The organism is Tsuneonella troitsensis, assembly GCF_001441535.1.
Taxonomy (GTDB): Bacteria; Pseudomonadota; Alphaproteobacteria; order Sphingomonadales; family Sphingomonadaceae; genus Tsuneonella; species Tsuneonella troitsensis.
This window is the reverse complement of sequence record NZ_LMAU01000007.1, coordinates 22,389-45,256: the sequence shown is the minus strand read 5'-3', so window position 1 is coordinate 45,256 and position 22,868 is coordinate 22,389. Positions and strand designations below refer to the sequence as shown.

Genomic DNA, 22,868 nt, shown 5'->3' with positions numbered 1-22,868 from the left:
CCTAGGCTGCGAGGTGTAAGCATCCCGTTAAGCGGCCAGCGGCTCTGGCCCGGCCAGCAACGCCTCGAGCGAAAGCAGCAGCGCCGGCCCGCGATCCGTCTCGACCAGGCCAACGCTGGCCCGTTGCCATCCGGCGCCGATGTCCCCCGGGACGGCGACCGGGTCCGAGATGGTCGCTGCCACGTCGTCGATCGCATCGACGATCAGTGCATAGCGGTGGCCCGCCAGCTCGACGATCGCTGCGCGCGCACCCTCTACCTCGACAGGCCGGGACACGATTCCGAGCGCAGCGGCGGCATCGATCACGGTCAGGCTGTGCGAACGCAGCGCGCTCAGGCCCATAACGAAACGCGGGGCGTGCGGGATGGGCGTAACCCCGTCGAGTTCGACGACCGAATGTACGAAATCGGTAGGCAGCGCGGCGCGACGTCCGTTGAGCGTGAATACCAAGACGAGTTCGCTCATGCCGCCTTCTCCGCGCGCAGGGTCGCGAGGCGCGCCAGAAGGCCCGACCGGTCGTAACGGTAGAGGCGATCCTTACTGGCGGAACCCGCATCGGGATCGGCACTCAGGGTGATCAGCGCGGTGGCGTTGCCCGAGGCACGGGCTCCCTCGGTGACGATGGCAAGGTCGGCTTCCCCTTCGTATCCTTCGTCCACCACCCGGTACCCCGCCGCTTCCACCAGGGGCGCGAGAATCGACTGGGCCCAGGCATCGCCGGATTGCAGGCGGCAGACCAGTCTCGCGGCTGCCTGGACCGGAGAGGCATTGGCGGCGAACAGCCAGTGCGCATCGATCAGGTCGACCGGGGTGCCGTCGATCAGTACGGACCCCTCGATCTCGCCGGGTCGCGATGCCGGCACGACTTCGTCGGGCAGGTCGACGGTGTCGATCACCCGGTCGAACAGGTAGGCGATCTCGTTCGCCCCGTCGCCGAGCCTGAGCAGGTTCACGGTTCCTTCGGTCACCCTGGATCCGTGCGCTCCGGCGATCACGTAGATGGCGTCGCCGATGACCGCGCGCGGCCGCTCGCTGTCGAGATCGACCGCGCTCGAGGGGACCCGTTCGAGGCGGCGGACCAGCGAAAGGCGGATCGCCTTGCGGCGGCCGTCGAGGCCGACGAACAGCATCGCGGGCGTGGCGCGCCTTTCGGTCTCCCGGACGTCATCCTCGGCGCTCGCGCGCACCCGCCCCTGGACGTCGCCGACGAGTCCAGCAGCGCGCGCGAGCCCCGCGACGTCGAGCATGAGGACGGGATTGCCGTCGTCGAGCAGCGTGCTGCCCGCGTAGAGCCCTGTCGCCATCACGGCAGGGGCCAGCGGCTTGATCACCAGTTCCTCGTGATCGAGAATCTTGTCGCAGGCGAGCGCGAACAGGTCGCCGCCCGCCAGGCGGACCAGCACCAGCGTATTGGCTTCCGGAACGAAGTCGCCCGGCATCCCGAGCATCGCCGCGAGCGAAATGCAGGGCACGCGGCGGCCCCGCACCGTGACGAGGACGGCGTCGCCCGCCCGGGCGAACTCTATGTGCCCTGCGCGGCCGTGGACGATTTCCTCCACGTAACTGCGGGGCATCGCGAACATCTGGTCGCCCGCCAGAACCGTGAGCGACGGAATGATGCTCAGCGTGAGCGGCAGGCTGAGGGCGATGCGCGTGCCTTCTCCCCGTGCACTGTCGACCTGGATCGTTCCGCCGACGCGCTCGATGTTGGCGCGGACCACGTCCATTCCGACGCCGCGACCCGAAACGGACGTAACCGATGCGGCGGTGGATAGGCCCGGTTCGAAAATGAGTGCGTGCCGTTCGCGGGCCGCAAGGGCATCGCCTTCGCCTTTCGACAGCATGCCCGCCTCTATCGCCTTGTCGACGAGGCGGTCTCCGTCGATCCCGCGTCCGTCGTCGGCCACCGTCAGGACGATGCGGTTGCCGCTCTGCCGGGCGCTGATCACGAGCGTGCCGATCTCGCGCTTGCCCGCCGCAATCCGCTGGGCCGGGGTCTCGATGCCGTGATCGATGGCGTTGCGGATGATGTGGGTCAGCGGATCGCGGATCATCTCGATCATCTCGCGGTCCAGTTCGACCTCGCCGCCCTCCAGGTCGATCATCACCTGCTTGCCGAGTTCGGCGGCCAGATCGCGAACGAGCCGCGGAAGGGCGGCGTAGAGATGCTCGATCCGCTGCATCCGCATCCGGGTCACGGCCTCGCGCACCTGGTCGAGGATCGCGTTGAGCCGCTCGAACGGACCGTGCAGGGCATAGTCGCTGCCGGCATCGCGGATCCGGCGGGCAAGGTCGTTGCGCGCAAGGACGAGGTCCGAGACGCTGGCCATGACGTCGTCGAGCAGCCCGACCGGCAGACGGATCGTGCGCTGCGGGCCGGCCGCTGTCCCGCGCGCCGCGCCCGCTTCGGCCGCGACCGCGTAACCCGCGTCTCCGCCGTCGTTCTCGAGCGCGGCGATCAGCACGTCGTCCCCGCGATCGGGCAGTTCGCTGCCCGCCTCGATCGCATCGACCATCACGCCGATCCGATCCACGATCGCCAGCACGGCTGTCACCATACGCGGGCTGGGCGCTCGGCGTCCGGCGCGCACTTCGGCCAGCGCATCCTCAGCCGCGTGGCTCAGCGCCTCCAGCCGGGGAAAGTCGAAGAAGCCGCAGTTGCCCTTGACCGTGTGGACGAAGCGGAAGATCGCATCGAGGCGCGCGCCGTCCGACGGATCGGCTTCCCAGGCCACCAGCTCGCCGCCGATCGCCTCCATCATCTCGCGCGTCTCGGCCAGGAATTCGGCCAGCAGATCGTCCATCAATACGCCCCGGATTGCCCCTCGTGCGCCGATATGCCCCGCTGATGGTTAACGCTGGGTATGCTCCGCGGGAGGTTTGTCGCAGGCGAAACGATGCGGCATAGGGGCGGGATGAATCCGAGACACCTCGCACGATGACCGCGCTCACCGTCAACGGGCGGCCCGTTCGGTTCGACATCGATCCCGACACGCCGCTACTCCACGCGCTGCGCGAGGCCGCGAACCTGACCGGCACCAAGTACGGCTGCGGAACTGGAGATTGTCAAGCTTGCACGGTGATCGTGGATGGCGAGGCGCTGCGTAGCTGCCTCGTCACGATCGCCGAGGCCGAGGGGCGGTACGTCACCACTATCGAGGGGCTCAGCCGGGATCGGAGCCATCCGGTGCAACAGGCGCTGGTGGCCGAACAGGCGATCCAGTGCGGGTTTTGCACCCCTGGCATCGCCCTCGCCGCCGCGGCCTTGCTGGCGCGAAACGCCAACCCCACGCCGGACCAGATCAAGGCGGCGGTACCGAACCTGTGCCGCTGCGGAGTCTATCCGCGCCTCGTACGCGCTATCGAACGCGCCGGCAGAGTGGCCCGGCGCACCGAAACGATCAGTGCCGCGCCGGCGCCGGGGATCAGCGCCGACGATGCGGCGCGGGCCATCCCGGCGATGGATCGCGGCGACTGACTTCCTAGAGCTTTACCTTCACTCCAAGGCGAACGCTGATCGGATCGCCCGGCTGGATGTTGTTGTCGCCGTGCGCGCTGGAATAATAGGTCGCGTCGAGCAGGTTTTCGACGTTGAGTTGCAGCGCGAAGCGATCGCTCAGATCGAAGAAGGCCGCGGCATCGACTCGCACCCAGTCGGGCAGGGTGACCGCGTTGCTCACCGATGCGAACTGCTCGCCTTGATACACCGCCCCCAAGCCCAGTCCGAACCGGTCGGACAGGTCGTAACGCGCCCACGCACTCGCCTGGTGGCGCGGTAGCTGTGCCTGGCGGCGACCGGCCGGACCGGCGGTGCTCGTCGTCAGCAGCTCGCCGTCGAGGAAGGTATAGCCAAGGCTCGCCTGCAGGTCGGGCAGGATCCGTCCTACGAGGCTGGCCTCGAACCCCTCGACGCGGCTCTTGCCGGTCAGCACCGTGAGCGCGGGATTCGCCGGATCGACCGCGCGGGTGTTCGACCGGTCGAGGCGGAAGACCGCTGCGGTCGCGAACAGCGTCGGGGTCAGCGCCCACTTCACACCCGCCTCGAGGTTCTCGAACTTCTCCGGCGCGAGGCTGGCGGTCGTCGCGTCGAGGACGGAGAACTGGTCGCCCGATTGCGGCAGGAAGCTGGTGGCGTATCCCGCGAATACCGAAACCGCTTCGGTGGGTTTCAGGACGATGCCGGCGCGCGGGCTCCACTTGCGGTCGATCCGGTCGGCGGCGAAGCCATTCACCGTGTTGACCGTAGCCAGGTCGAACTCGTCGTAGCGAACCCCGGTAACCAGTTGCACCGGTCCGAAATCGAGCTGTTGCTGGATGTAGCCCGACACCGTGTCGAGGCGCGAGATCGAGGCGCGCTGGATCGTGGTCTGGCGCGCCGCCGGGATGGTGAGCACGCGGGCGAGCGGCACGGTCACGCTGGTCGCACCGTTGGCGAACGCGATGTTGTAGCGTTCCGCGACGGTATCCTGTCGGCTGGCCTCGACCCCTGCGAGCAGCGTGCTTTTCACCGCGCCGAATGCGGCAGTCCAGACGAGGTTGCCCTGTACGATCCGGTTCTGCCGGTCGGTCCCACTGGTGTAGCCGTTGAGCGTGGCGGTGGTCGCGGTGGCGCTCGCCGGAACGACGTTGCCGTAGAACTTGTTGTGGTCGGCAAATTGTCCGATCACGTTCACGCTGAGGCTGTCGGAGAACGCGTGATCTAGGCGAAGGCGCGCGATGTGGGCGACGCTGTCCGACCGATTGAGGACGGGATCGCCGAAGAACGTGCGATCGTAGCCGCGCAAGGGTCCGCCGTCGAGCGACGGCAATCCGCGGTCGGTGACCCGGCTGTCGTCGTCGTAGGTGTAGAACGCCGAGACGCGCGTCCGCTCTCCCAAAGCGGCGGAAATTGTCGGCGACACGCCGATGAAGCGGCCTTCGTAGAAGTCACGGGCGTTGCCGAATTCCTCGTAAGCCGCGTTGATCCGTGCGGCCACGCCATCGGCCAGCGGTTGGTTGACGTCGGCCGAGAGCGAGAAGGCGCCGAAGCTGTCCACGCCGCCTTCGAGCCCCAGCGCGGGGTCGGTCAGGTTGGAGGTCTTGCTCACCCGGTTGATCACCCCGCCGCCGCCGCCGCGGCCGAAGATCATCGCGTTCGCGCCCTTCAGCACCTCGACCCGCGCGACGTTGTAGAGCGGACGATAGTACTCGGCATCGTCGCGCAGCCCGTCGAGATAGAAATCGGCGGTGGTCAACTGACCTCGGATGAACACCTGGTCGCGGTGCCCTTCGCCGGTATCGAGCGTGACGCCCGGAACGTAGCGCAGCGCGTCGACGAGTTGTGTCGTGGCCTGGTCGTCGAGTTGCTCTTCCGTAAGCACAGTAACGGTCTGGGGCACGTCGATCAGCGGGGTTTGGGTCTTGGTGCCGGTCGAACCGTCGGTGGTCGCGTATCCGTCGCGCTTGCCGATGACGAGAATGTCGTCGGGGAGATAATCCCCCGGGGCATCGGCTTCGGCAGCAGCCAGCGGCGCTGCCAGGGCGCCGAGCGCAACGCTCGCGAGAATCACGGTATTGGGGAAGAGCCTCATGAGAACCTTTGTTGAGAATCGTTATCGCTTACCGACGCTCTATTGCGAATAATTCTCACTTACAACTGGATTATGCGCCTTGCGCCGAAGCCCTCTCACACTAACTCGCCAGTGGAGCGAGGAGTGCGCGATGAAAGCAACGATCTGGCACAATCCCGAGTGCGGAAAATCGCGCTCGACACTGGCGATCCTCCAAGGACGGCAGGATATCGACCTCACGGTTGTGGAATATCTGAAGACTCCCCCGTCCCGGTCCAAGCTCGCCCAGCTCTATCGCGACGCCGGGATGCGAGCGGCCGAAGGCGTCCGCACCTTCAAGACGGATGCCGAGGAGCGCGGACTGACCACCGCCGACGACGAGACGGTTCTGGACGCGATGATGGTCGAGCCACGGCTCATCGAGCGCCCGCTGGTCGAAACCGAGAAGGGCGTGCGGCTGTGCCGTCCGCCCGAGCGCGTCGAGGAAATCCTCTAGCCTTCGCGCGGTGACTGAGCCTCGAGCACGACGTCGCTGTCGAGCTTGCGCCAACCATATACGAACACGGCGGCGCACAGGGTGCAGATCGTGACGAAACCGATCGTCTCGTGATGCCCATATAGCCAGACGCCCAGTGCCGGCGCGACGATGTAGGCCGCTCCGTTGAGCGACGCGACGATGCCGCCGACCTGCCCCTGCTCGATGCGCGAAACGGCTAGCGATGCGCCGGCGGTGAAGCCGGGGCGGTAGAGCCCGAAGCCCATCGACGCGATCGCCATGCCCAGCGCCATGACGTTGAGCGTTGTCGACACCGCGAACACCGCGATCCCCACAAGCGCCATCGCCATGCCCCACAGGGTCGACGATTTCGGTCCCAGCTTGAGCATCGGGATCAAGCCCCATTGGGACAGCAGGGTCGCAATCGCACCGCACATCAGCACGAGCCCGATCGGTCCGGTCCCGGCGCCGGGGTCGGCTCTCAGCCCCAGCCGGTCGAGGATGAAGAACCCGGCAAGGCCGAGGAAAGCGGCCTGTGCGTGCCCGCCGACCAGTCCGGCCACCAGCCAGGGACGCAGGCGCCGGTCGCGCCATGACAAGTGGGGAATGTCGCCGCCGACGCTATCGCCATCGTCCTGCTCGGCAGCCTTGGGGCTCGAGTTGGCGCTGAAGGGCGCGGTCACCACGTCGCCGCGCGCGGCGAACTGCGGATCGTCGTCGGGCAAGCTGGCACGCAGGGCGATCAGCACGATCACCCCGGCCACCGCAAACGCGAAGAACGGGCCGGGTAGGCCGGTGCCGGGGAACACGAGCAGCGGCGCGAGCGCGGGTCCGATGACGGTGCCGAGGCCGAAGCTCGATGCGATGAGCGCCATCGCCTGCGTCCGCTCGGCGCGCGGCGTGCGGCTTGCGACATAGGCTTGAACGGCGGGCGGCGCGGCGGAACCGAAGCCGCCGTAAAGGCTGCGCGAGGCGGCGAACAGCAGCAGCGTCCAAATCGCCGGGAGAATGCCGTTGAGGCCCATCCACAGCATCAGTCCGCATAGCGCGAAGCTGGAAATGAACCCGATCAGGCCAAGCGCCATCATCGCCTTTCGCCCGCGGCGATCGGACCTGCGGGCCCACAACGGTGCACAGATGACCCACAAGAGCGCCGACCAAGTGTAGGCAAGGCTGATCCAGACGTCTGCGACGCCCAGCTCCGTCCCGATCGACGGCATGACCGATTGCATCGCGGTGTTGCCGGCCGCCGTGACCAGCATGACCATGAACAGCAGCACCATCCGCTCCCGCGAGATGGGCTTGCGCGGCGCCTCCGCGGGCGCGGTCACGGGGTCGGGGTGATCCATTCCCGGCTGGCTAGCTGCGCGGGTCCAAGCTTGCAATCGCCAGTGGAAGCTGCCAGTTCCTGCCGCCTTAATCGGCCCTGATGGACGGGGTGCCGGACGGGGCGCATTGCTTGACCAATCCCAGTGAATTCGCGATCCAGCGCGGTGAGACTTTCGGCGGCCGCGTGGCCCGCCTTTTCGGCCAGTGGGGAGTTTTCTTCCGCGGCTTCGTCGAACATCCGCGGATGGTCGGCTCGATCATTCCTTCCTCACGGTTCACCATCGAAAAGATGCTGGCGCCGGTGAAATGGGACGAATGCCAGCTATTCGTCGAGTATGGACCGGGCGTCGGCACCTTCTGCCGCCCGGTGCTCGAGCGGCTGCGGCGCGACGGCACGCTGATCGTGATCGACACCAATCCGCTCTATATCGACTACCTGAAGAAGACGATCCCCGACGGGCGCTTCCATGCCGTGCTCGGCAGCGCCGCCGACGTCGAAGAGATTGTCCGCGCGCATGGCTTCGACCATGCCGACTACGTGCTGTCCGGCCTGCCGTTCTCGACCCTGCCGGACGGGGTCGGGCCCGAGATCGCCGCCGCGACCCACCGCGTCCTGCGGCCGGGCGGTGCGTTCTTGGTCTATCAGTTCAGCGCCGCGGCGCGCGATTTCATGGCCAAACACTTCGCCCGCATCGACAGCGGGTTCGAAGCGCTGAACGTGCTGCCCTGCCGCCTGTTCTGGGGCTGGAAGGACTGACCCTCAGTCAGTCTGCCGGATCGACGACCACCTCGGTCGATGGTCCGGCAAGCTGGCGGTGGATCGCCGCCAGCACCGCCAGGAATACCACATAGAAGATCGCGTTGATCAGCCCCGATACGAGGGCATTGCCGATCAATGCGATTTCCGCACCCGCGAGGGCGAGGATCAGGCCCAGGACCAGGCTGATCACGATCGCGACGACCGTCACGGCGATCAGGAGCATCAGCAGAAACAGGAACAGGCGCAGGGTATTGCCCTTCGTCAGCCGCCACGACCGGCCGATGGCCGTCAGCGGATTTGCCACCCGCTCGATCGCGACGACCGGGGATACCAGCAGAAACCGGGTGAACAGGCAGATGAAGGCGAACAGCGCCACGATGCCCACCAGCACCCCGGTAGCCTGAGAGGAACCTGCACCGATCGCGATCGGAACTAGGAGCAGCAGGCCGAACAGGCAGCTCAGCAGCAGCTGCGCACCGATGTAGGGCAGCAGCAGCTTGAGCCCCAGCTTGAGCGCTTCGCCGACGGTCGGTCGGCTCCGGTCGGATAGCAATGCCAGCAGGCCGATCATGCCGACCGCCTGGAACAGGGCCATGATCAGCACCATCCACCAGATCTCGCCGTAGAACCCCATCATGGCCGCGCTGATCGCGGCGGGATCGGGATTGGCGGCCTGCGCCGCCTCCAGCGCCGTCAGCTCGTTCATGAAGATCAGCATGAACGCGACGTAGGGAAGGAAGAAGAACACGCCGGCGACGATGAGCAGGACGTCGCGATTGGCGGCCATCAGCCGCGTCGCCTCGTTCCATGCCGCGCTCATGTCGAATTTCATCGGATTCCCCTCGTTTGCGTCCCTGTTCCCACTTGATAAGCACCGCGCGCCGCCCCACGCAATCGCCGATGTCGAATTCGCTGCCGCCAGAGATCGAATTGCGCGTGTCCGATGCCCGCGTCCCCTATCGCGACGCGCTGAATGAAATGGACGCGCGCAACCGCGCCATCGCATCGGGCGGAGCGCGCGAGCTGGTCTGGCTGTTGGAACATCCGCCGGTCTACACCGCCGGCACGAGCGCGGCGGAGGCGGAACTGCTCGACCCGCGGTTCGAGGTGGTCGAGGCGGGCCGCGGCGGGCGCTACACCTATCACGGACCCGGCCAGCGCATCGGCTATGTCCTCATGGACCTCGGCCATAGGGGCAGGGACGTGCGCAACTTTGTTCACTCGCTGGAAGGCTGGGTGATCGCGACGCTGGGCGACCTGGGTGTCGAAAGCTGGCGCGCTCCGGGACGGATCGGCATCTGGACCCGCGACATCGACGGCGGCGAGGCCAAGATCGGCGCGATCGGCGTGCGCGTGCGTCGCTGGGTGACGATGCACGGTTTCTCGGTCAACCTGTCGCCCGACCTCACCCATTTCGGCGGCATCGTGCCGTGCGGCATCGCCGAATACGGCGTGACCAGTATGGAACGGCTCGGCAAGCCGCTTGCACCAGAGGCGTTCGATGCGGCATTGCTGGCCCGCGCGGGTGACTTCGTTGCCGCTCTCAAATCATGCCCGCAGCCCTGACGAGGATTTTTCGATGAAGCCTGCCGCCCGCCTTGTCGCTCCGGTTTTAATGGGACTGCTGGCCGCCTGCGGTGGCAGTGGCGACCAAGCCGAGGCCGAGCGCACGAGCGCGGTGGGCGATGTCATGGGAGGATCGATCAACGACGAGATGCTGCCGCTCGACACCATCACGTCGCAGAGCCCCGCGCTGCGCGAACAGGCGAGCGGCGCAGCGGCGGGAAGCCGCGCTTCGGCATCGGGCGCTGCGAACGACGCCGAAGCCGATGAGGGATCGGACGATGCAGCCCCGGACGCGGACGAAGCACCCGCTCCCGAGGCTGCGGCGGAACCGGAAGCCGATTCCGAAGAGTAACCGTTATTCGGCGGCGGCCGCCGCGTTCTCCCGATCCATCGTCGGATAGTCGATGTAGCCTTCGGGGCCGGGCATGTACCAGCTTGCCGGAACGTTGACGTTGGGCGCCCATTCCGCGCCGGCGCAAATGCGTTCGGCGAGGTCGGGATTGGAGATGTAGGGGCGGCCGAAGCTCACGGCATCGCAGCGACCGCTGGCGACATCGGCCTCTGCCTCATGGGCGGAGTAGTCGCTGTTGAGCACCAGCGGACCGGTATAGATCTGGCGGATCACGCCGTCCTGCTGGGGCACGTCGGTCTGGCCGAAGGTGCCGTCGGGTCCCGGCTGGCGCAATTCGACGAAGCCCAGGCCCAGGTCCTGGCATACCTTAGCGGCAGCTGCGAACGTGGTCGCCGGATCGCTGTCGTCGCAGCCCTGCGTCTCGCCATTCGGCGACAGGCGCACGCTGACGCGGTCCGCGCCCCACACCTCGATCAGGGCGGTCAGGACTTCGCGCAGGAAGCGGGCGCGGTTTTCCGCGGAGCCGCCGTAGTCGTCGGTTCGCAGGTTAGTGGACGATCGCAGGAACTGGTCGACAAGGTAGCCATTGGCGCCGTGAAGCTGCACGCCGTCGAATCCGGCGGCCCTCGCGTTTTCGCCCGCCTTGCGATAGTCGGCGACCACGCGCGCGATCTCGTCTGCCGGGAGTTCGCGGGCGGGCTGGTAGTCCTGGCGTCCCTTGAACGTGTGCGCGTGGCCCGGCGCGCAGGTCGCGCTGGCCGACACCGGCGGATTGCCGCCCAGGAAATCGGGGTGGACCAGCCGGCCCATGTGCCACAGCTGCAGGACGATCTGTCCGCCCGCATCGTGGACCGCCTTGGTCACCGGCTTCCAGCCCTCGACCTGCTCGTCGCACCAGATGCCGGGCGCGGCGGGCCAGCCGAGACCTTCCACGCTGATGCCGGTCGCTTCGCTGATGATCAGGCCCGCGCCTGCCCGCTGGCGATAGTATTCGACCATCATGTCGTTCGGGATCGATCCCGGCTGGGTCGAGCGGCCGCGAGTCAGCGGAGCCATCAGGATCCGGTTCTTCGCGTGGATCGCTCCCAGGTCGATCGGCTTAAACAGATGGTCGTGCATGGGCAGGCCTTTTCTTGCTGGTTTCGCTTCGCAACGGAGTTAGGAGCCGCCAATGACGAGCGCAACGCAGAGCGGCGACAAGATTCGCTTGCAGGGCAACGCGTGGCACTTGGCCGCGTTGCTGGGCGGCAACGTCGCGCTCGCATTGGGACCGTGGCTGGTGCGCCTGACCGATACGGGCCCGGTCGCGGCAGGCTTCTGGCGCATGCTGCTTCCGCTTCCCCTGTTCGCGTTTCTGGCATGGCGGGAACGCGGCGAAAGCCGGCCCACCACCAAGGCAGTGGTGGTCCTGCTGGCGGCGGGTGCCTTCTTCGCGGCGGACCTTGCGAGCTGGCACATGGGGATTGAGCAGACCAAGCTCGGCAACGCGACGCTGTTCGGCAATTCGGGCAGCATCCTGCTGATGTTCTGGGGCCTCGTCGCGCTGCGCCGCGCGCCCAACGGCAGCGAATGGCTGGCGTTCGGGGCAGCGATGGGCGGGGCGGCGATCCTGATGGGGCGCAGCCTCGAGATTTCGACCACCACGCTGATCGGCGACCTGCTGTGTCTGCTGGCCGGGGTATTCTATGTCTTCTACCTGATCCCCGCGCAGACCGCCCGGGCTAGCATGGGCCAGTGGAGCGTCTTGGCGCTGGTCTGCGCCGCCGCCGCGCCGCCGCTGCTGGCGATGGCGATTTTCCTTGGGGAACCGGTCTGGCCGGGATCGGCGGGGTGGACGCCGGTTGTGGCGCTTGCGCTGACGAGCCAGGTCATCGGGCAAGGGCTGCTGGTCTATGCCCTGAAGCACTTCACGCCGCTCATCGTCGGAATGGCGCTGCTGACCCAGCCGGCCATCGCCGCGGCGGTCGGCTGGATCGCGTTCGGCGAGACGCTGGGCCTGCCCGACATCGCGGGCATGGCGCTGGTCAGCGTGGCGCTGGTGCTCGCCCGCGCAAAGGCTCCGGTCGGCCCGCGGGTGCGGGCCTGACCGCCGCAGGAAGTCAGTCCCCGGTGGGACCGAGATCGCCCTTGCCGATCGTGCCGCTGGCCATTTCTAGCATCCGGTCGAGGCTTTTCTTGGCGGCGAGGCGCAGGCTTTCTTCGATCTCGATGCGCGGCTCGAGATCGCGCAGGGCGACGTAGAGCTTCTCCATCGTGTTGAGGGCCATGTACGGACAGATGTTGCAGTTGCAGTTTCCGTCCGCACCCGGCGCACCGATGAAGGTCTTTTCGGGCAGGGCCAGCTCCATCTGGTGCATGATGTGCGGCTCGGTCGCCACGATCAGCGTATCGCCCTCGAACGTCTTGGCGAACTGCAGGATGCCGCTGGTCGAGCCGACGTAATCGGAATGGTCGATGATTGCGGGCGGGCATTCGGGGTGCGCGGCGACCGGCACGCCGGGATACTGGGCCTTGAGCTTCAGTAGCTCTGTCTCGCTGAAAGCCTCGTGCACGATGCACACGCCGGGCCACAATAGCATCTCGCGGTCGAACTTGCGCGAGAGATACCCGCCAAGGTGACGGTCGGGCCCGAAGATGATCTTCTGGTCCTTGGGGATCTGCGACAGGATCGTCTCGGCGCTGGAGCTGGTGACGATCACGTCCGAAAGGGCTTTCACCTCGGTCGAGCAGTTGATGTAGGTCAGCGCTATGTGATCGGGATGCGCCTCGCGGAAAGCCTTGAACTTTTCCGGCGGGCAGCTGTCTTCCAGGCTGCACCCGGCGTCCATGTCGGGCAGGACCACGATCTTTTCGGGGCTGAGGATCTTGGCGGTGTCGGCCATGAACTTGACCCCGCAGAACGCGATCACGTCGGCATCGGTTTCGGCGGCCTTGCGGGACAGCTCCAGGCTGTCGCCCACGAAGTCGGCGATGTCCTGGATCGCGGGCGTCTGGTAATAATGCGCCAAGATCACGGCGTTGCGTTCCTTGCGCAGCCGGTCGATCTCGGCGAGCAGGTCCGTGCCGGTGGGCAACTTCGATTCGACGCTCATTTCTTTCCCCGTTCAGGCCGTGCGGCGATCCCTATAGCCCGAACGGACGGAAGCGCGAGAGCGTTCCGCTACATCGCGAAACCGGGCGGGATGAACGCTTCCATCGGGCGCTCCGCACCCGGCGTGCCGGCCAGGAAATCGCGGGTGAAGGCCAAGCCCCACTCGCTGTAAGCAACGAGGTCCGATGCGATCTGCACTGCGACGATCGTTCCGACGCCCCAGAACCACGCGGGGTGGACCCGGTCATAGCGGCGCTTGTCGGCGATCATCCCGATGATCGGCAACAGCATGGGAACCATGATCGACCCGATCCACCAGGAATACGGCATGAAAAGCGGCATCGGCAGCAGGCGGCCGAGCCCCGGTCCCAGCAGGATCGCGAAGGCGCAGAACATCAGCCGCCGGTGCCAGCCGGTGTTGGCGCGAACCAATATCGCCCACACTGCAAGGCCAACGAACACGGCGAGGCCCGCGGTATTGCTGATGAGGAAGCTGTTTTGGTCGAAAAAGAACGGGCCGCCCGTCCTGCGCAACGAAGTGCTCATGACCAGCAGGGCCATGACCGCGACCAGCGGGATGAGCGGGATCGAGAGCCAGCCCAGACGGCGGTGCATCGCGACATTCCCCGTAAAGATCAGCGAGTTCTGGGTGAGGTAGAGCCCGATCCAAGACAGCATAACGATGCCGTGCAAGTGGTAGATCGGGGGCAGCGACAGGGTCGACCGGCCCATCGCGAAGTTGAATGCGAAGCCGGCCACTATCAGTGCCGACATCACACACGCCATGACGAAGAAGAAACGCTCTTCGCCGTGCTCGGCGGTATCTGGCGGAGCCATCGTAGCCATCGGACTTCCCCTTCCGAAGCGACCGCCGGCTCAATATCACCGCAAGGGTGCGTCCTCAACCGGGTGCGCGTTCGCCTTCGAACCGCACATTGACCTTCACGTCGCCGTATCCTGCGACTTGCAGCGGGATCGCGAGGTTCTGCCGGATCGCTTCCTTCGCGGCCTGGCGGGCGAGGGCGAGGACTTCGGGGTTCTTGGCGAACACCGCCGCTTTGCGCTCCGCCTGCAGCGAGTTGTTCTGTGATAGATCCCGCTGCGCGTTGGCCGTGACCCAGTTGCCTTCGGTGAATACCCGCGCCCGCGCCTCGTCGAGATTGGGGCGCGAAATTCGCAGGGGTGGCAGGACGACGCTCAGGGTCTCCTTGCTCGCATCCCAATCGAATGCATCGCGGTCCATGCTGGCGAGGTCGAGGCGATAGGAAACGTCGGCAGGGATGATGGTCGCCTGCCGGCTTTTCAGCAGGTCGATGCCCAGCACACCCCGCGCATCCTCGCTTTCGGCGACGACTTCGAACCGGCTGGAAAACACGTTGAGCGAATTCTGCTTCTCGAACGCCAGCATCGCGCTCCCGACCGGATCGCCTTCCACTTGATAGAAGAATGCGCGCCAGCCGAGCCAGGCGACCGCCGCGATGAGCAGGATGACCAGCAGCCAGGGCGTCGCCTGCACGCGGGTGAGAGGCCGTTCGGCGGCAATCGACCGATCGACGGTCGTTTCCGGCGAGGTTGGATCTATTGTGCGGTCCATAAGTCCTCCGAACGAATAGCCAGGCCGCGACGTTCCAGATCTATCAGGTGCGCCGTGACGCTCATTTCTGCCGCTCCCGCAAGCCGCGGATCGAGACCCTTGTACATCCGGGGCACGAAATCGGCGGCACTCAGCGGCCCCTCCGACAGGATGCGGACGATCTGGTTTTCCCTCTGGCGGCGATGGCCGATCATTCCGCGCACGAGTTGTCGCGGATTGTCGACCTGCGCGCCATGGGCCGGGTAATAGACCCTGTCTCCGCGCGCGTAGAGCTTGTCGAGGCTGGCCATGTAGGCGGCCATGTCGCCGTCCGGAGGCACCACGACGCTGGTCGACCAGCTCATCACATGATCGCCGGTGAACAGCGCCCCGCTTTCCTCCAGCGCGAAGCAGAGGTGGTTCGACGTATGGCCCGGAGTGTGCACTGCAGTGAGCGTCCACCCCGGTCCGGTCATGGCCTCTCCGTCCAGCAGCACGCGGTCGGGCTCGTAGGTCCGGTCGAACGACGCGTCGGCCCGTGGACCGCTATCGTCGAGCACGAGTGGCGCGCACCCGACAATGGGGGCGCCCGTCCGCTGGGCCAGGGGCCTTGCTGCAGGCGAGTGGTCCCGGTGGGTGTGGGTGCACATGATTGCGGCTATAGCCGCGTCCCCCACCGCGGCCTCTATCGCGGCAAGGTGGGCCGGGTCGACCGGTCCCGGGTCGATCACCGCGACCCGATCTCCGCTGCCCACCACGTAGGTCTGCGTGCCGGTGTAGGTGTACGGCGACGGGTTGGGTGCCAGCACGCGCGCGACCAGCGGCTCGAGCCGCTCCGACGCGCCGGTGGGCCAGGGTTTGGGAGGAGGACCAGCCATGCCCCACATATGGGGGCCATCGGTGCGACTGTCGAGAAACTCCCCGCTCGCTTGCGGGATTGGGCGGGTGTGGGCAAACGAAGAGCCGGGAGAGCGCAGCATATGACCGACCACATCCTCGTCCTCGATTCCGGCACGACTTCGACCAGAGCGATCGCGTTCGACCTGTCGGGTCGAATTGCCGCAGTGGCGCAGCGGGCGCTGACCCAGCACTACCCGCGCCCGGGTTGGGTCGAACATGATGCGCAGGAAATCTGGCAGCATACACTCGCCTGCGCGCAGGAAGTCGTGACTGCCGTCGGCAGCGATCGAATTGCCGGGATCGGCATCACCAACCAGCGCGAGACGGTCGTCGCCTGGGATCGCGACAGTGGGGAGCCGCTCGCCCGCGCCATCGTGTGGCAGGACCGCCGTACTGCCGAATTCTGCGCGCAATTGCGCGATGCCGGTCATGAAGACGAGGTCCAGCGCCGGACCGGACTGCTGCTCGATCCCTATTTCTCGGGCACGAAAATGCGCTGGATGCTCGACAATGAAGGCACCGTGCGCGCAGCGGCCGAGGCTGGTCGGCTTGCGCTTGGAACTGTTGAAAGCTGGCTGGTCTGGAAGCTGTCGGGCGGGGCGCACATCACCGATGCCTCGAATGCCAGTCGCACGCAGTTGCTGGCGTTGGACGGAGCGCAATTCGATGAAGGCCTGTGCGACCTGCTCGGTGTTCCGCGCAGTGCCTTGGCTACCGTCGTCGATACGCAGGGCCACCTCACAGACACGACCTTGCTCGGTGGCAGGATCCCGATTGCCGGCCTCGCCGGCGATCAGCAGGCGGCGACTATCGGCCAGGGGTGCTTCGCCCCCGGCGAAACCAAGGCCACCTATGGTACCGGCGCGTTCGTGCTGACCAATATGGGGCAGACGGTGCCGCAGTCGGCCAACCGGCTGCTCGGCACCGTGCTGATGCAAGATAAAGGAAAGCGGACGTACGCACTGGAGGGGTCTGTTTTCGTCGCCGGCAGCCTGATCCAGTGGCTGCGGGACTCGTTGGGCATGATCGCCAGCGCCGCCGAGACGGATGCGCTCGCTCGCTCGGTTCCGGATAGCGGAGGCGTGACCATCGTGCCGGCGTTGTCGGGACTGGGTGCGCCGCACTGGAACGCGGAGGCGCGCGGCGTCGTGACCGGATTGAGCTTTGCGACCGGCAGGGCGCAGCTCGCCCGCGCCGCGCTCGAGGCGATGGCGCACCAGACGCACGATCTGTGCGCGGCATTCGCCGCCGACGGCGCGCCGTGGGGACGGCTGCGCATCGATGGCGGAATGAGCGCCAACGACTGGATGGCGCAGGACCTTGCAGACGTGCTGGCCCTCGAAGTCGAGCGGCCCGACATGGTGGAGACGACCGCGCTTGGTGCAGGAATGCTCGCCGCCGTCGGAACCGGTCAATTCGCCTCGCTGAGCGATGCCGCCGCTTCGATGCGCGGTGCGGTGCGAAAATTCGATCCGGCGATGGACGATGCTGTCAGGGACGAACGGCTCTTCCGCTGGGACAAAGCCCTGAGGGCGGTCTAGCCGCCGCCGAACTCGCGGCCGAGCCTCTCGCGCAAGCGGTGGACCGCGTCGGGCCTGACCACGAAGCGGTCGCGCCATGCGGCATCGAGCCGGGATATCCGGCCATGGAAAGCCTCGGTATCGGCAATGAGCGCGCAGGTCTCGGGCTCGAGCAGGGCAAGCTGCTCCGGGTCTGACGGCCTGTCGGGGGGCAGTAACCCGTGGCGGCGAAGCTGGAATTCGCTCAATTCGCCGCTGAAATACGCGCGGTGATTGAGCAGCCACGCAAGCACGTGCATCATGCGCGTGGTCGTGCGGAGCCCCTCTACAGAAAGGGCAATTCGGACGAAGTCCTCGTCTCCGGCGCGCTTGGGCATGAGATCGAACGCAGAACGCACCTCGTCGGCGAGGACGAGAGCCTCGCAGTAAAGCGTTTCGATGATCGCCTGGTTGATGTCGGTCGGGCTGCCCATTGGTCCATCCTCGCTATCGCCACGCGACTCGGGCCGCCACTGCGGTAACCTAACTATCCTGCGCGAATTTCGAGGCGTCCCGCAATGGAACTGTTTTGCGAGTCGGATGGCCCGAAACGGGATTCAGGCGATGATGTCGGGGAGAAGCTGATCTTCGACGATCGCGATCTGATCGCGCAGGCGCAGCTTGCGCTTCTTGAGGCGGGCGATCTGAAGCTGGTCGGTAGAGCCGGCACCGGTAAGCGCATCGATTGCCGCGTCGAGATCCCGATGCTCGGTGCGAAGCGATGCCAGCAGTTTTTTCAGTTCCGCCTCGGTCACGCCCGGTCGGTCCCCCCATGGATCCAAGATCGAGAATCGACTTGTCGCACGATTGCGCGCGACTCGCCGATTAGGCGTTCGTGAGGGGTTCGCAAGGCACGATTGTTGTGGTTGTATTGCCGACGCGCGGCCCGTGCCGCATCCGGCACGAGTCGCTTTCGGTCCACCTGAAAGGAGACGCAGATGCTGTCATCTTCCCACGCGAACGCTCTCGAAACCAAGCACGCCAACCTCGAAGCGCGCCTGCACGAAGAGATGAACCGGCCCGTGCCGGACACGGGGACGATCCAGCAGCTCAAGAAGGCGAAGCTTCGTATCAAGGAAGAACTCAGCCACATCTGAGTTCGAGCGGCTTCGCGCCGCTAACCGGACCCTTCGGCGACGGGAGGGATGGCGCGCAGCGGCTGGCCGCTTCGGCGGTTGCCGCGCGCGCCATTGCTGCAACGGATCCAATATTTTCAAAGCCGCAGCAATATCCTGGCTCAGGACGCCAGCGCCCTTCCCTTGTCCGCCGTCGATGCGCTAGGTCCTGCCGGACATGACAGCAGTTGCCGCAGCCCGCTCGATCCTCACCCGCCTCCATGAGGTCATGGCGTCGCGGCTGCATCCACAGGGAAAGCTGGACCAGGTCGTCCAGATCATCGGCGAAAGCCTCGATAGCGAGGTCTGTTCGATCTACCTCCTGCGCGAGGGAATGCTCGAGCTGTTCGCCACCCGCGGGCTCGAGCAGAGCGCCGTCCACGTCACGCGGCTGGCGGTGGGCGAGGGTCTCAACGGGATCATCGCCGAGCACGTCGAGACGCTGAATCTGGCCGAGGCGGCCGCGCATCCCGACTTCGCCTATCGCCCCGAAACCGGGGAAGACAAGTTCCACTCGTTCGCGGGCGTGCCCATCGTCCACCGCGAGCGCGCCGTGGGCACACTGTGCGTCCAGCACGCCGATCCGCGCCGCTACGAAGATGTCGAGATCGAGGCGCTGCAGACGGTTGCGATGGTCTTGAGCGAGCTGATCGCCAGCGCCGGGTTGGTCGACGAGGAATCTTCTACGCTGGGCGAGGCACTATCCGGCCCTCAAGTCATCCAGGGGTTGACGCTGGTAAAGGGCATCGGCGGAGGCAGCGCCGTATTCCACCAGCCGCGCGTGCATATCGAGCATGTCGTCGCCGAAGATACCGAGGCCGAACGCCAGAGGGTCTACCGCGCGTTCGACAAGATGCGCGACCAGATCGAGGCGATGTCCAACCAGGCCGAGTTCGGCGTCGGCGGCGAGCATGACGAGGTCCTCCAGACCTACAAGATGTTCGCCTACGACGAGGGCTGGGGACGGCGGATCAACGAAGCGATCGACTCCGGGCTGACCGCCGAGGCGGCGATCGAGCGGGTCCAGCAGCGCACCCGGATGCGGATGCGGGAGATCGACGATCCCCTGCTTGCCGACCGGATGCACGATCTGGAAGACCTGTCGAACAGGTTGCTCAGGATCGTCTCGGGGCAACTCGGCACCGCGGCGACGCAGGGTCTCAAGCGCGATACGATCCTGATCGCCCGCAACCTCGGTCCGGCCGAATTGCTCGAATACGATCGTCGGCGGCTGAAGGGCGTGGTGCTGGAAGAAGGCTCGCTCACCGCGCACGTCGTGATCGTGGCAAGGGCAATGGGCATTCCCGTGCTCGGTCGTGCGCGAGCCCTGCGCGGGCTGGTGCGCGAAGGCGACGAGGTGCTGCTCGATGCCGACAAGGGCCTCGTCCACATCCGACCGACCCAGCAGACGCAGGACCTGTTCGCCGAACGGTTCGCGCAGACCCGCCAGCGGCAGGCGGCCTATGCCGAGCTGCGCGATGTCGAGCCGTTCACCCGCTGCGGCACGCGAATACAGGTCATGATCAACGCCGGGCTGCGTGACGATATCGCCGCGCTCAGTCTGGTGGGTGCCGACGGGATCGGTCTGTTCCGGACCGAATTCCAGTTCCTGGTCTCGGCCACCCTCCCGCAGCGCGAGCGGCAGACGCGGCTCTACCGCGACGTGCTGGAAGCGGCTGGAGACAAGCCGGTGATATTCCGCACGGTCGACATCGGGGGTGACAAGGCCGTTCCCTATCTCGACAGCGAAAATGCCGACGCGGACGAGAACCCGGCGATGGGCTGGCGCGCGCTACGCCTTGGCCTCGAACGCGGAGGTTTGATGAAGGCGCAAGCGCGCGCGCTGCTCGAGGCCGCGGCGGGCAAGTCGCTTTACGTCATGTTTCCGATGGTCTCCGAACCGTGGGAGTTCGACGCGGCCAAGGACGTGTTCGACCAGCAGCTCGCCTGGCTCAAGACGCAGAAGAAGATGCTACCCGACCAGATCAAGTTCGGCGCCATGCTCGAAGTACCAGCTCTTGCCGAGACGCTGGACCTGCTGCTGCCGCGGGTGAGCTTCATCTCGGTCGGAACGAACGACCTGACGCAATTCCTGTTCGCGGCTGACCGCGCCAACCCCAAGCTCGCCGAACGCTATGACTGGTTGAGCCCGGCGATCCTGCGGTTTCTCAAGCGGATCACTCAGGCGACCGCTGGTTCGGGGGTGGACCTCGGCATTTGCGGCGAAATGGGCGGTCGTCGGCTCGAGGCGCTGGCGCTTTTGGGCATCGGCTTCCGGCGGCTGTCGATCACCCCGGTTGCGGTTGGCCCCATCAAGGAACTCGTCCGCAAGGTCGACCTGGCCGAGATTACCGCCGCGATGGACGGCTGGCTTTCCTCTCCGCCCGTATCGATGCGTGCCGAATTGTCTGCCTGGGCCGACGCGCGGGGCATCGAGTTCGACTGATTTCATCGCTTGTGAAGCGCGCTTTGTCCCCGGCTTGCGGATGGCGCGTTGTCGGGAAGCTTGACACAAACCCGGCGGACCTCTTGAGTCTGCGCGGGGGCGGTAGTGACAACTTCGGGACGCCGCATGAATATGGAAACGGGTTCGCTTGACGGACAACTGCCGCTGCATGGCGTCGGCGACAGGCTGCGCATGGCGCGCGAGCAGGCCGGCATGACGCTCGCCCAGCTCGCGGCGGAGACGCGCATTCCGCAGCGGCATCTGGAACTGATCGAGGCGGGCGATTGGCAAGCCCTGCCGGCGCGCACTTACGCGACCGGCTTTGCGCGGACATATGCGAAGGCGGTCGACCTCGATCCGAGCGCGATCGTCGACGGGGTCCGAGCGGAACTTTCGATGAGCGCGCCGGGCGATCGCTCGCGGGCGTCGAGCTTCGAGCCGGGTGACCCGGCGCGGGTGCCCTCGCGGGGGCTTGCGCTGCTGAGCCTGCTGGCGGTGGTCCTGCTCCTGGTGGGGGGCTTCTTCTTCTACGATCGGATATTGGCTCCCGGTTCCGGGCCGGGTTCGCTCGTCGAAGAAGAGCAGCTTGCCCGTCAGGCGGCGCAGGCAAAGGCACCTTCCCGCCCCGCGACCACGGCTGCCGCCCCGGCTGGCGGCCCGGTCGTGTTCACCGCGCTCGAGGATGGCATCTGGGTCAAGTTCTACGATGCCGACGGAAGCCAGCTCATGCAGAAGCAAATGGCTAGGGGCGAAACCTACACCGTCCCGGCGGATGCGAACGGGCCGCAGGTCTGGACCGGTCGCCCCGACGCGCTGACGATCACGGTCGGCGGCCGCACCGTCCCGAAGCTGGCGGAACGGGAAGCCATCGTGCGGGACATTCCGGTTACTGCCGAGGCGTTGCTCGCTCGCAATGCTGCGTCGCCTGTCGCAACGGAGGCGGGGACTCAGACAGCCGCAGGGACCTGATCGCTGTCCCCAAATTTGCCGGTACCTTTGCTCGACAAGGTCGACGGCGCGGCGTTAACCACCGCTGCCACATTCATCCACGGTTCGCGGGCCGCCGGTTAGAAGGCCGCAAGATTGATAGCTGACGGGAACAGGTTCGATGGGGTTCACTTCGTTTCGCGTGCTGGCCGCTCCGCTGGCGATTCTTGCCATGGCTGGCACGGCCGCGCCGGCTTTGGCACAGGACGCCGCGACCGCCGAGCGACTGAGAAAGGTCGAAGGCGAAGTGCGCGCCTTGCAGCGCAAGGTCTTTCCGGGCGGCGACGGTCGCTTTTTCGAGCCCCAGATTACCCCCGCGCAGCCGATCGGGTCTGCCACGAACGTACCGTCGACCACTGCCGTGACCGACATTCTTGCCCGGCTCGATGCGCTGGAGTCGCAGATCGCCAGGCTGACTTCCCAGACGGAAGAAAACACCAACTCGATCGCCCAATTGCGGACGCGCCTTGCCGCGCTCGAAGTCACCACCGGGGCCGCCGCCACCGCATCGGGAGCGAGCGTACCGGCAAGCACGCTGGGCGCGCCGACCACTGGCACGAATGTCGTTCGCCCGGCCACGTCGATTGCGACACCTGTTTCCGCACCGGCAACCACGGCCGTCACGCCGGCGCCCACACCCGCTACCGTTCGACCGACTGGTCCGACCGCGCAGCGGCTCGCCGCGGTCCAGGCGATCGCCAAGCCGCAGACGGCCGATCCCGGCGATGACGAATACAGCTACGGGTTCCGCCTGTGGGATGCGAAGTTCTATCCCGAAGCGCAGCAGCAGCTTTCCCTGTTCGTGGAAAAGTATCCGAACCACAGCCAGATCAGCTATGGTCGCAACTTGCTGGGCCGGGCCTATCTCGACGACGGCAAGGCCAAGGAGGCCGCCCCGTGGTTCCTCAAGAATTACCAGAGCGACAAGCAGGGCGCGCGCGCTCCGGACAGCTTGCTTTACCTTGCCTCGGCAATGATCGCGATGAACGACACGAAGCGGGCCTGCATTGCACTGGCGGAATTCAGCGAGACGTACCCGGCGGTCGCATCGGGGCGGCTCAAGAGCCAATACGATGCCGACCGCGCGAAGGTGAAGTGCAATTGATACGGGTATCGCACCCGCAACACTAGAGCGGTTCGCCGCC

Annotated in this window: 23 protein-coding genes; 11 read left to right on the top strand and 12 right to left on the bottom strand. The window is 66.3% G+C overall.

The annotated features are described in order from the left end of the window. Positions 1-27: 27 nt before the first annotated feature. Positions 28-465: a chemotaxis protein CheW gene (locus AR323_RS13520; RefSeq protein ID WP_057884515.1), complete on the bottom strand. Its 438-nt coding sequence runs from the start codon at positions 463-465 to the stop codon at positions 28-30. Then, a complete protein-coding gene (locus tag AR323_RS13515; protein ID WP_057884514.1) occupies positions 462-2,804 on the bottom strand; it encodes a chemotaxis protein CheA in 2,343 nt (780 codons plus the stop codon). The genes AR323_RS13520 and AR323_RS13515 overlap by 4 nt, the downstream gene beginning before the upstream one ends. Before the next feature lie 134 nt (positions 2,805-2,938). On the opposite strand from AR323_RS13515, the gene AR323_RS13510 reads away from it, so the two are divergent. Beyond that, positions 2,939-3,478, top strand: a complete 540-nt coding sequence (locus tag AR323_RS13510) for a (2Fe-2S)-binding protein (RefSeq protein ID WP_057884513.1) — start codon at positions 2,939-2,941, stop codon at positions 3,476-3,478. Positions 3,479-3,482: 4 nt separating this feature from the next. Here the strand turns inward: AR323_RS13510 and AR323_RS13505 are convergent, their stop codons facing one another. Next, positions 3,483-5,570, bottom strand: coding sequence for a TonB-dependent receptor (locus AR323_RS13505; protein ID WP_057884512.1), 2,088 nt, complete (start codon positions 5,568-5,570; stop codon positions 3,483-3,485). Between the two features lie 130 nt (positions 5,571-5,700). Between AR323_RS13505 and AR323_RS13500 the strand changes: the two genes are divergently transcribed. Continuing rightward, entirely contained in the window at positions 5,701-6,045 is a 345-nt protein-coding gene (locus AR323_RS13500) for an arsenate reductase family protein (RefSeq protein WP_057884511.1), read from the top strand. Here the strand turns inward: AR323_RS13500 and AR323_RS13495 are convergent. Beyond that, positions 6,042-7,394, bottom strand: a complete 1,353-nt coding sequence (locus tag AR323_RS13495; protein ID WP_057884510.1) for an MFS transporter — start codon at positions 7,392-7,394, stop codon at positions 6,042-6,044. The genes AR323_RS13500 and AR323_RS13495 overlap by 4 nt on opposite strands. 110 nt (positions 7,395-7,504) lie before the next feature. Between AR323_RS13495 and AR323_RS13490 the strand changes: the two genes are divergently transcribed. Beyond that, positions 7,505-8,131 (top strand): class I SAM-dependent methyltransferase, encoded by a 627-nt coding sequence (locus tag AR323_RS13490; protein WP_057884612.1) that lies wholly within the window; start codon positions 7,505-7,507, stop codon positions 8,129-8,131. 7 nt (positions 8,132-8,138) lie between these two features. Here AR323_RS13490 and AR323_RS13485 read toward each other — a convergent pair whose 3' ends face one another. After that, positions 8,139-8,966: a glycerophosphoryl diester phosphodiesterase membrane domain-containing protein gene (locus AR323_RS13485; protein WP_057884509.1), complete on the bottom strand. Its 828-nt coding sequence runs from the start codon at positions 8,964-8,966 to the stop codon at positions 8,139-8,141. Positions 8,967-9,034: 68 nt separating this feature from the next. Between AR323_RS13485 and lipB the strand changes: the two genes are divergently transcribed. Together lipB and AR323_RS13475 are read left to right on the top strand one after the other, a co-directional pair. Beyond that, entirely contained in the window at positions 9,035-9,700 is a 666-nt protein-coding gene (gene lipB, locus AR323_RS13480) for a lipoyl(octanoyl) transferase LipB (RefSeq protein ID WP_057884611.1), read from the top strand. Positions 9,701-9,713: 13 nt separating this feature from the next. Next, positions 9,714-10,052, top strand: coding sequence for a hypothetical protein (locus AR323_RS13475; protein WP_057884508.1), 339 nt, complete (start codon positions 9,714-9,716; stop codon positions 10,050-10,052). Positions 10,053-10,055: 3 nt separating this feature from the next. On the opposite strand, the gene AR323_RS13470 is transcribed toward AR323_RS13475, so the two are convergent. After that, positions 10,056-11,171: an alkene reductase gene (locus AR323_RS13470; RefSeq protein ID WP_057884507.1), complete on the bottom strand. Its 1,116-nt coding sequence runs from the start codon at positions 11,169-11,171 to the stop codon at positions 10,056-10,058. A gap of 52 nt (positions 11,172-11,223) precedes the next feature. On the opposite strand from AR323_RS13470, the gene AR323_RS13465 reads away from it, so the two are divergent. Continuing rightward, a complete protein-coding gene (locus AR323_RS13465) occupies positions 11,224-12,138 on the top strand; it encodes a DMT family transporter (protein ID WP_057884506.1) in 915 nt (304 codons plus the stop codon). A gap of 13 nt (positions 12,139-12,151) precedes the next feature. Here AR323_RS13465 and nadA read toward each other — a convergent pair whose 3' ends face one another. From nadA to AR323_RS13445, 4 genes are all read right to left on the bottom strand, one after another. Beyond that, the gene (gene nadA, locus AR323_RS13460) at positions 12,152-13,144 is read right to left on the bottom strand and encodes a quinolinate synthase NadA (protein WP_057884505.1); all 993 of its coding nucleotides are present in this window, start codon (positions 13,142-13,144) and stop codon (positions 12,152-12,154) included. A gap of 68 nt (positions 13,145-13,212) precedes the next feature. Next, positions 13,213-13,989: a hypothetical protein gene (locus AR323_RS13455; protein WP_057884504.1), complete on the bottom strand. Its 777-nt coding sequence runs from the start codon at positions 13,987-13,989 to the stop codon at positions 13,213-13,215. A gap of 55 nt (positions 13,990-14,044) precedes the next feature. Then, entirely contained in the window at positions 14,045-14,737 is a 693-nt protein-coding gene (locus AR323_RS13450; RefSeq protein WP_083495448.1) for a DUF4230 domain-containing protein, read from the bottom strand. Next, positions 14,722-15,594, bottom strand: coding sequence for an MBL fold metallo-hydrolase (locus AR323_RS13445; protein ID WP_057884609.1), 873 nt, complete (start codon positions 15,592-15,594; stop codon positions 14,722-14,724). The genes AR323_RS13450 and AR323_RS13445 overlap by 16 nt, the downstream gene beginning before the upstream one ends. A gap of 102 nt (positions 15,595-15,696) precedes the next feature. Here AR323_RS13445 and AR323_RS13440 point away from each other — a divergent pair, with 102 nt between their 5' ends. Next, complete coding sequence (locus AR323_RS13440) at positions 15,697-17,157, top strand: glycerol kinase (RefSeq protein WP_057884503.1); 1,461 nt, start codon at positions 15,697-15,699, stop codon at positions 17,155-17,157. Here the strand turns inward: AR323_RS13440 and AR323_RS13435 are convergent. Next, on the bottom strand, positions 17,154-17,609 hold the full coding sequence (locus AR323_RS13435; RefSeq protein ID WP_057884502.1) for a DUF1465 family protein: 456 nt from the start codon (positions 17,607-17,609) through the stop codon (positions 17,154-17,156). The two genes, AR323_RS13440 and AR323_RS13435, sit on opposite strands and share 4 nt — an antisense overlap. 123 nt (positions 17,610-17,732) lie before the next feature. Next, on the bottom strand, positions 17,733-17,930 hold the full coding sequence (locus tag AR323_RS13430) for a YdcH family protein (RefSeq protein ID WP_057884501.1): 198 nt from the start codon (positions 17,928-17,930) through the stop codon (positions 17,733-17,735). Between the two features lie 183 nt (positions 17,931-18,113). Between AR323_RS13430 and AR323_RS14555 the strand changes: the two genes are divergently transcribed. From AR323_RS14555 to AR323_RS13415, 4 genes are all read left to right on the top strand, one after another. Continuing rightward, a complete protein-coding gene (locus AR323_RS14555; protein WP_407701079.1) occupies positions 18,114-18,272 on the top strand; it encodes a YdcH family protein in 159 nt (52 codons plus the stop codon). Between the two features lie 196 nt (positions 18,273-18,468). Next, a complete protein-coding gene (ptsP, locus tag AR323_RS13425) occupies positions 18,469-20,736 on the top strand; it encodes a phosphoenolpyruvate--protein phosphotransferase (protein ID WP_057884500.1) in 2,268 nt (755 codons plus the stop codon). Between the two features lie 126 nt (positions 20,737-20,862). Then, a complete protein-coding gene (locus AR323_RS13420; RefSeq protein ID WP_057884499.1) occupies positions 20,863-21,705 on the top strand; it encodes a helix-turn-helix domain-containing protein in 843 nt (280 codons plus the stop codon). Between the two features lie 139 nt (positions 21,706-21,844). Further along, positions 21,845-22,828: a tetratricopeptide repeat protein gene (locus AR323_RS13415; protein WP_057884498.1), complete on the top strand. Its 984-nt coding sequence runs from the start codon at positions 21,845-21,847 to the stop codon at positions 22,826-22,828. The last annotated feature ends 40 nt before the right edge of the window (positions 22,829-22,868 follow it).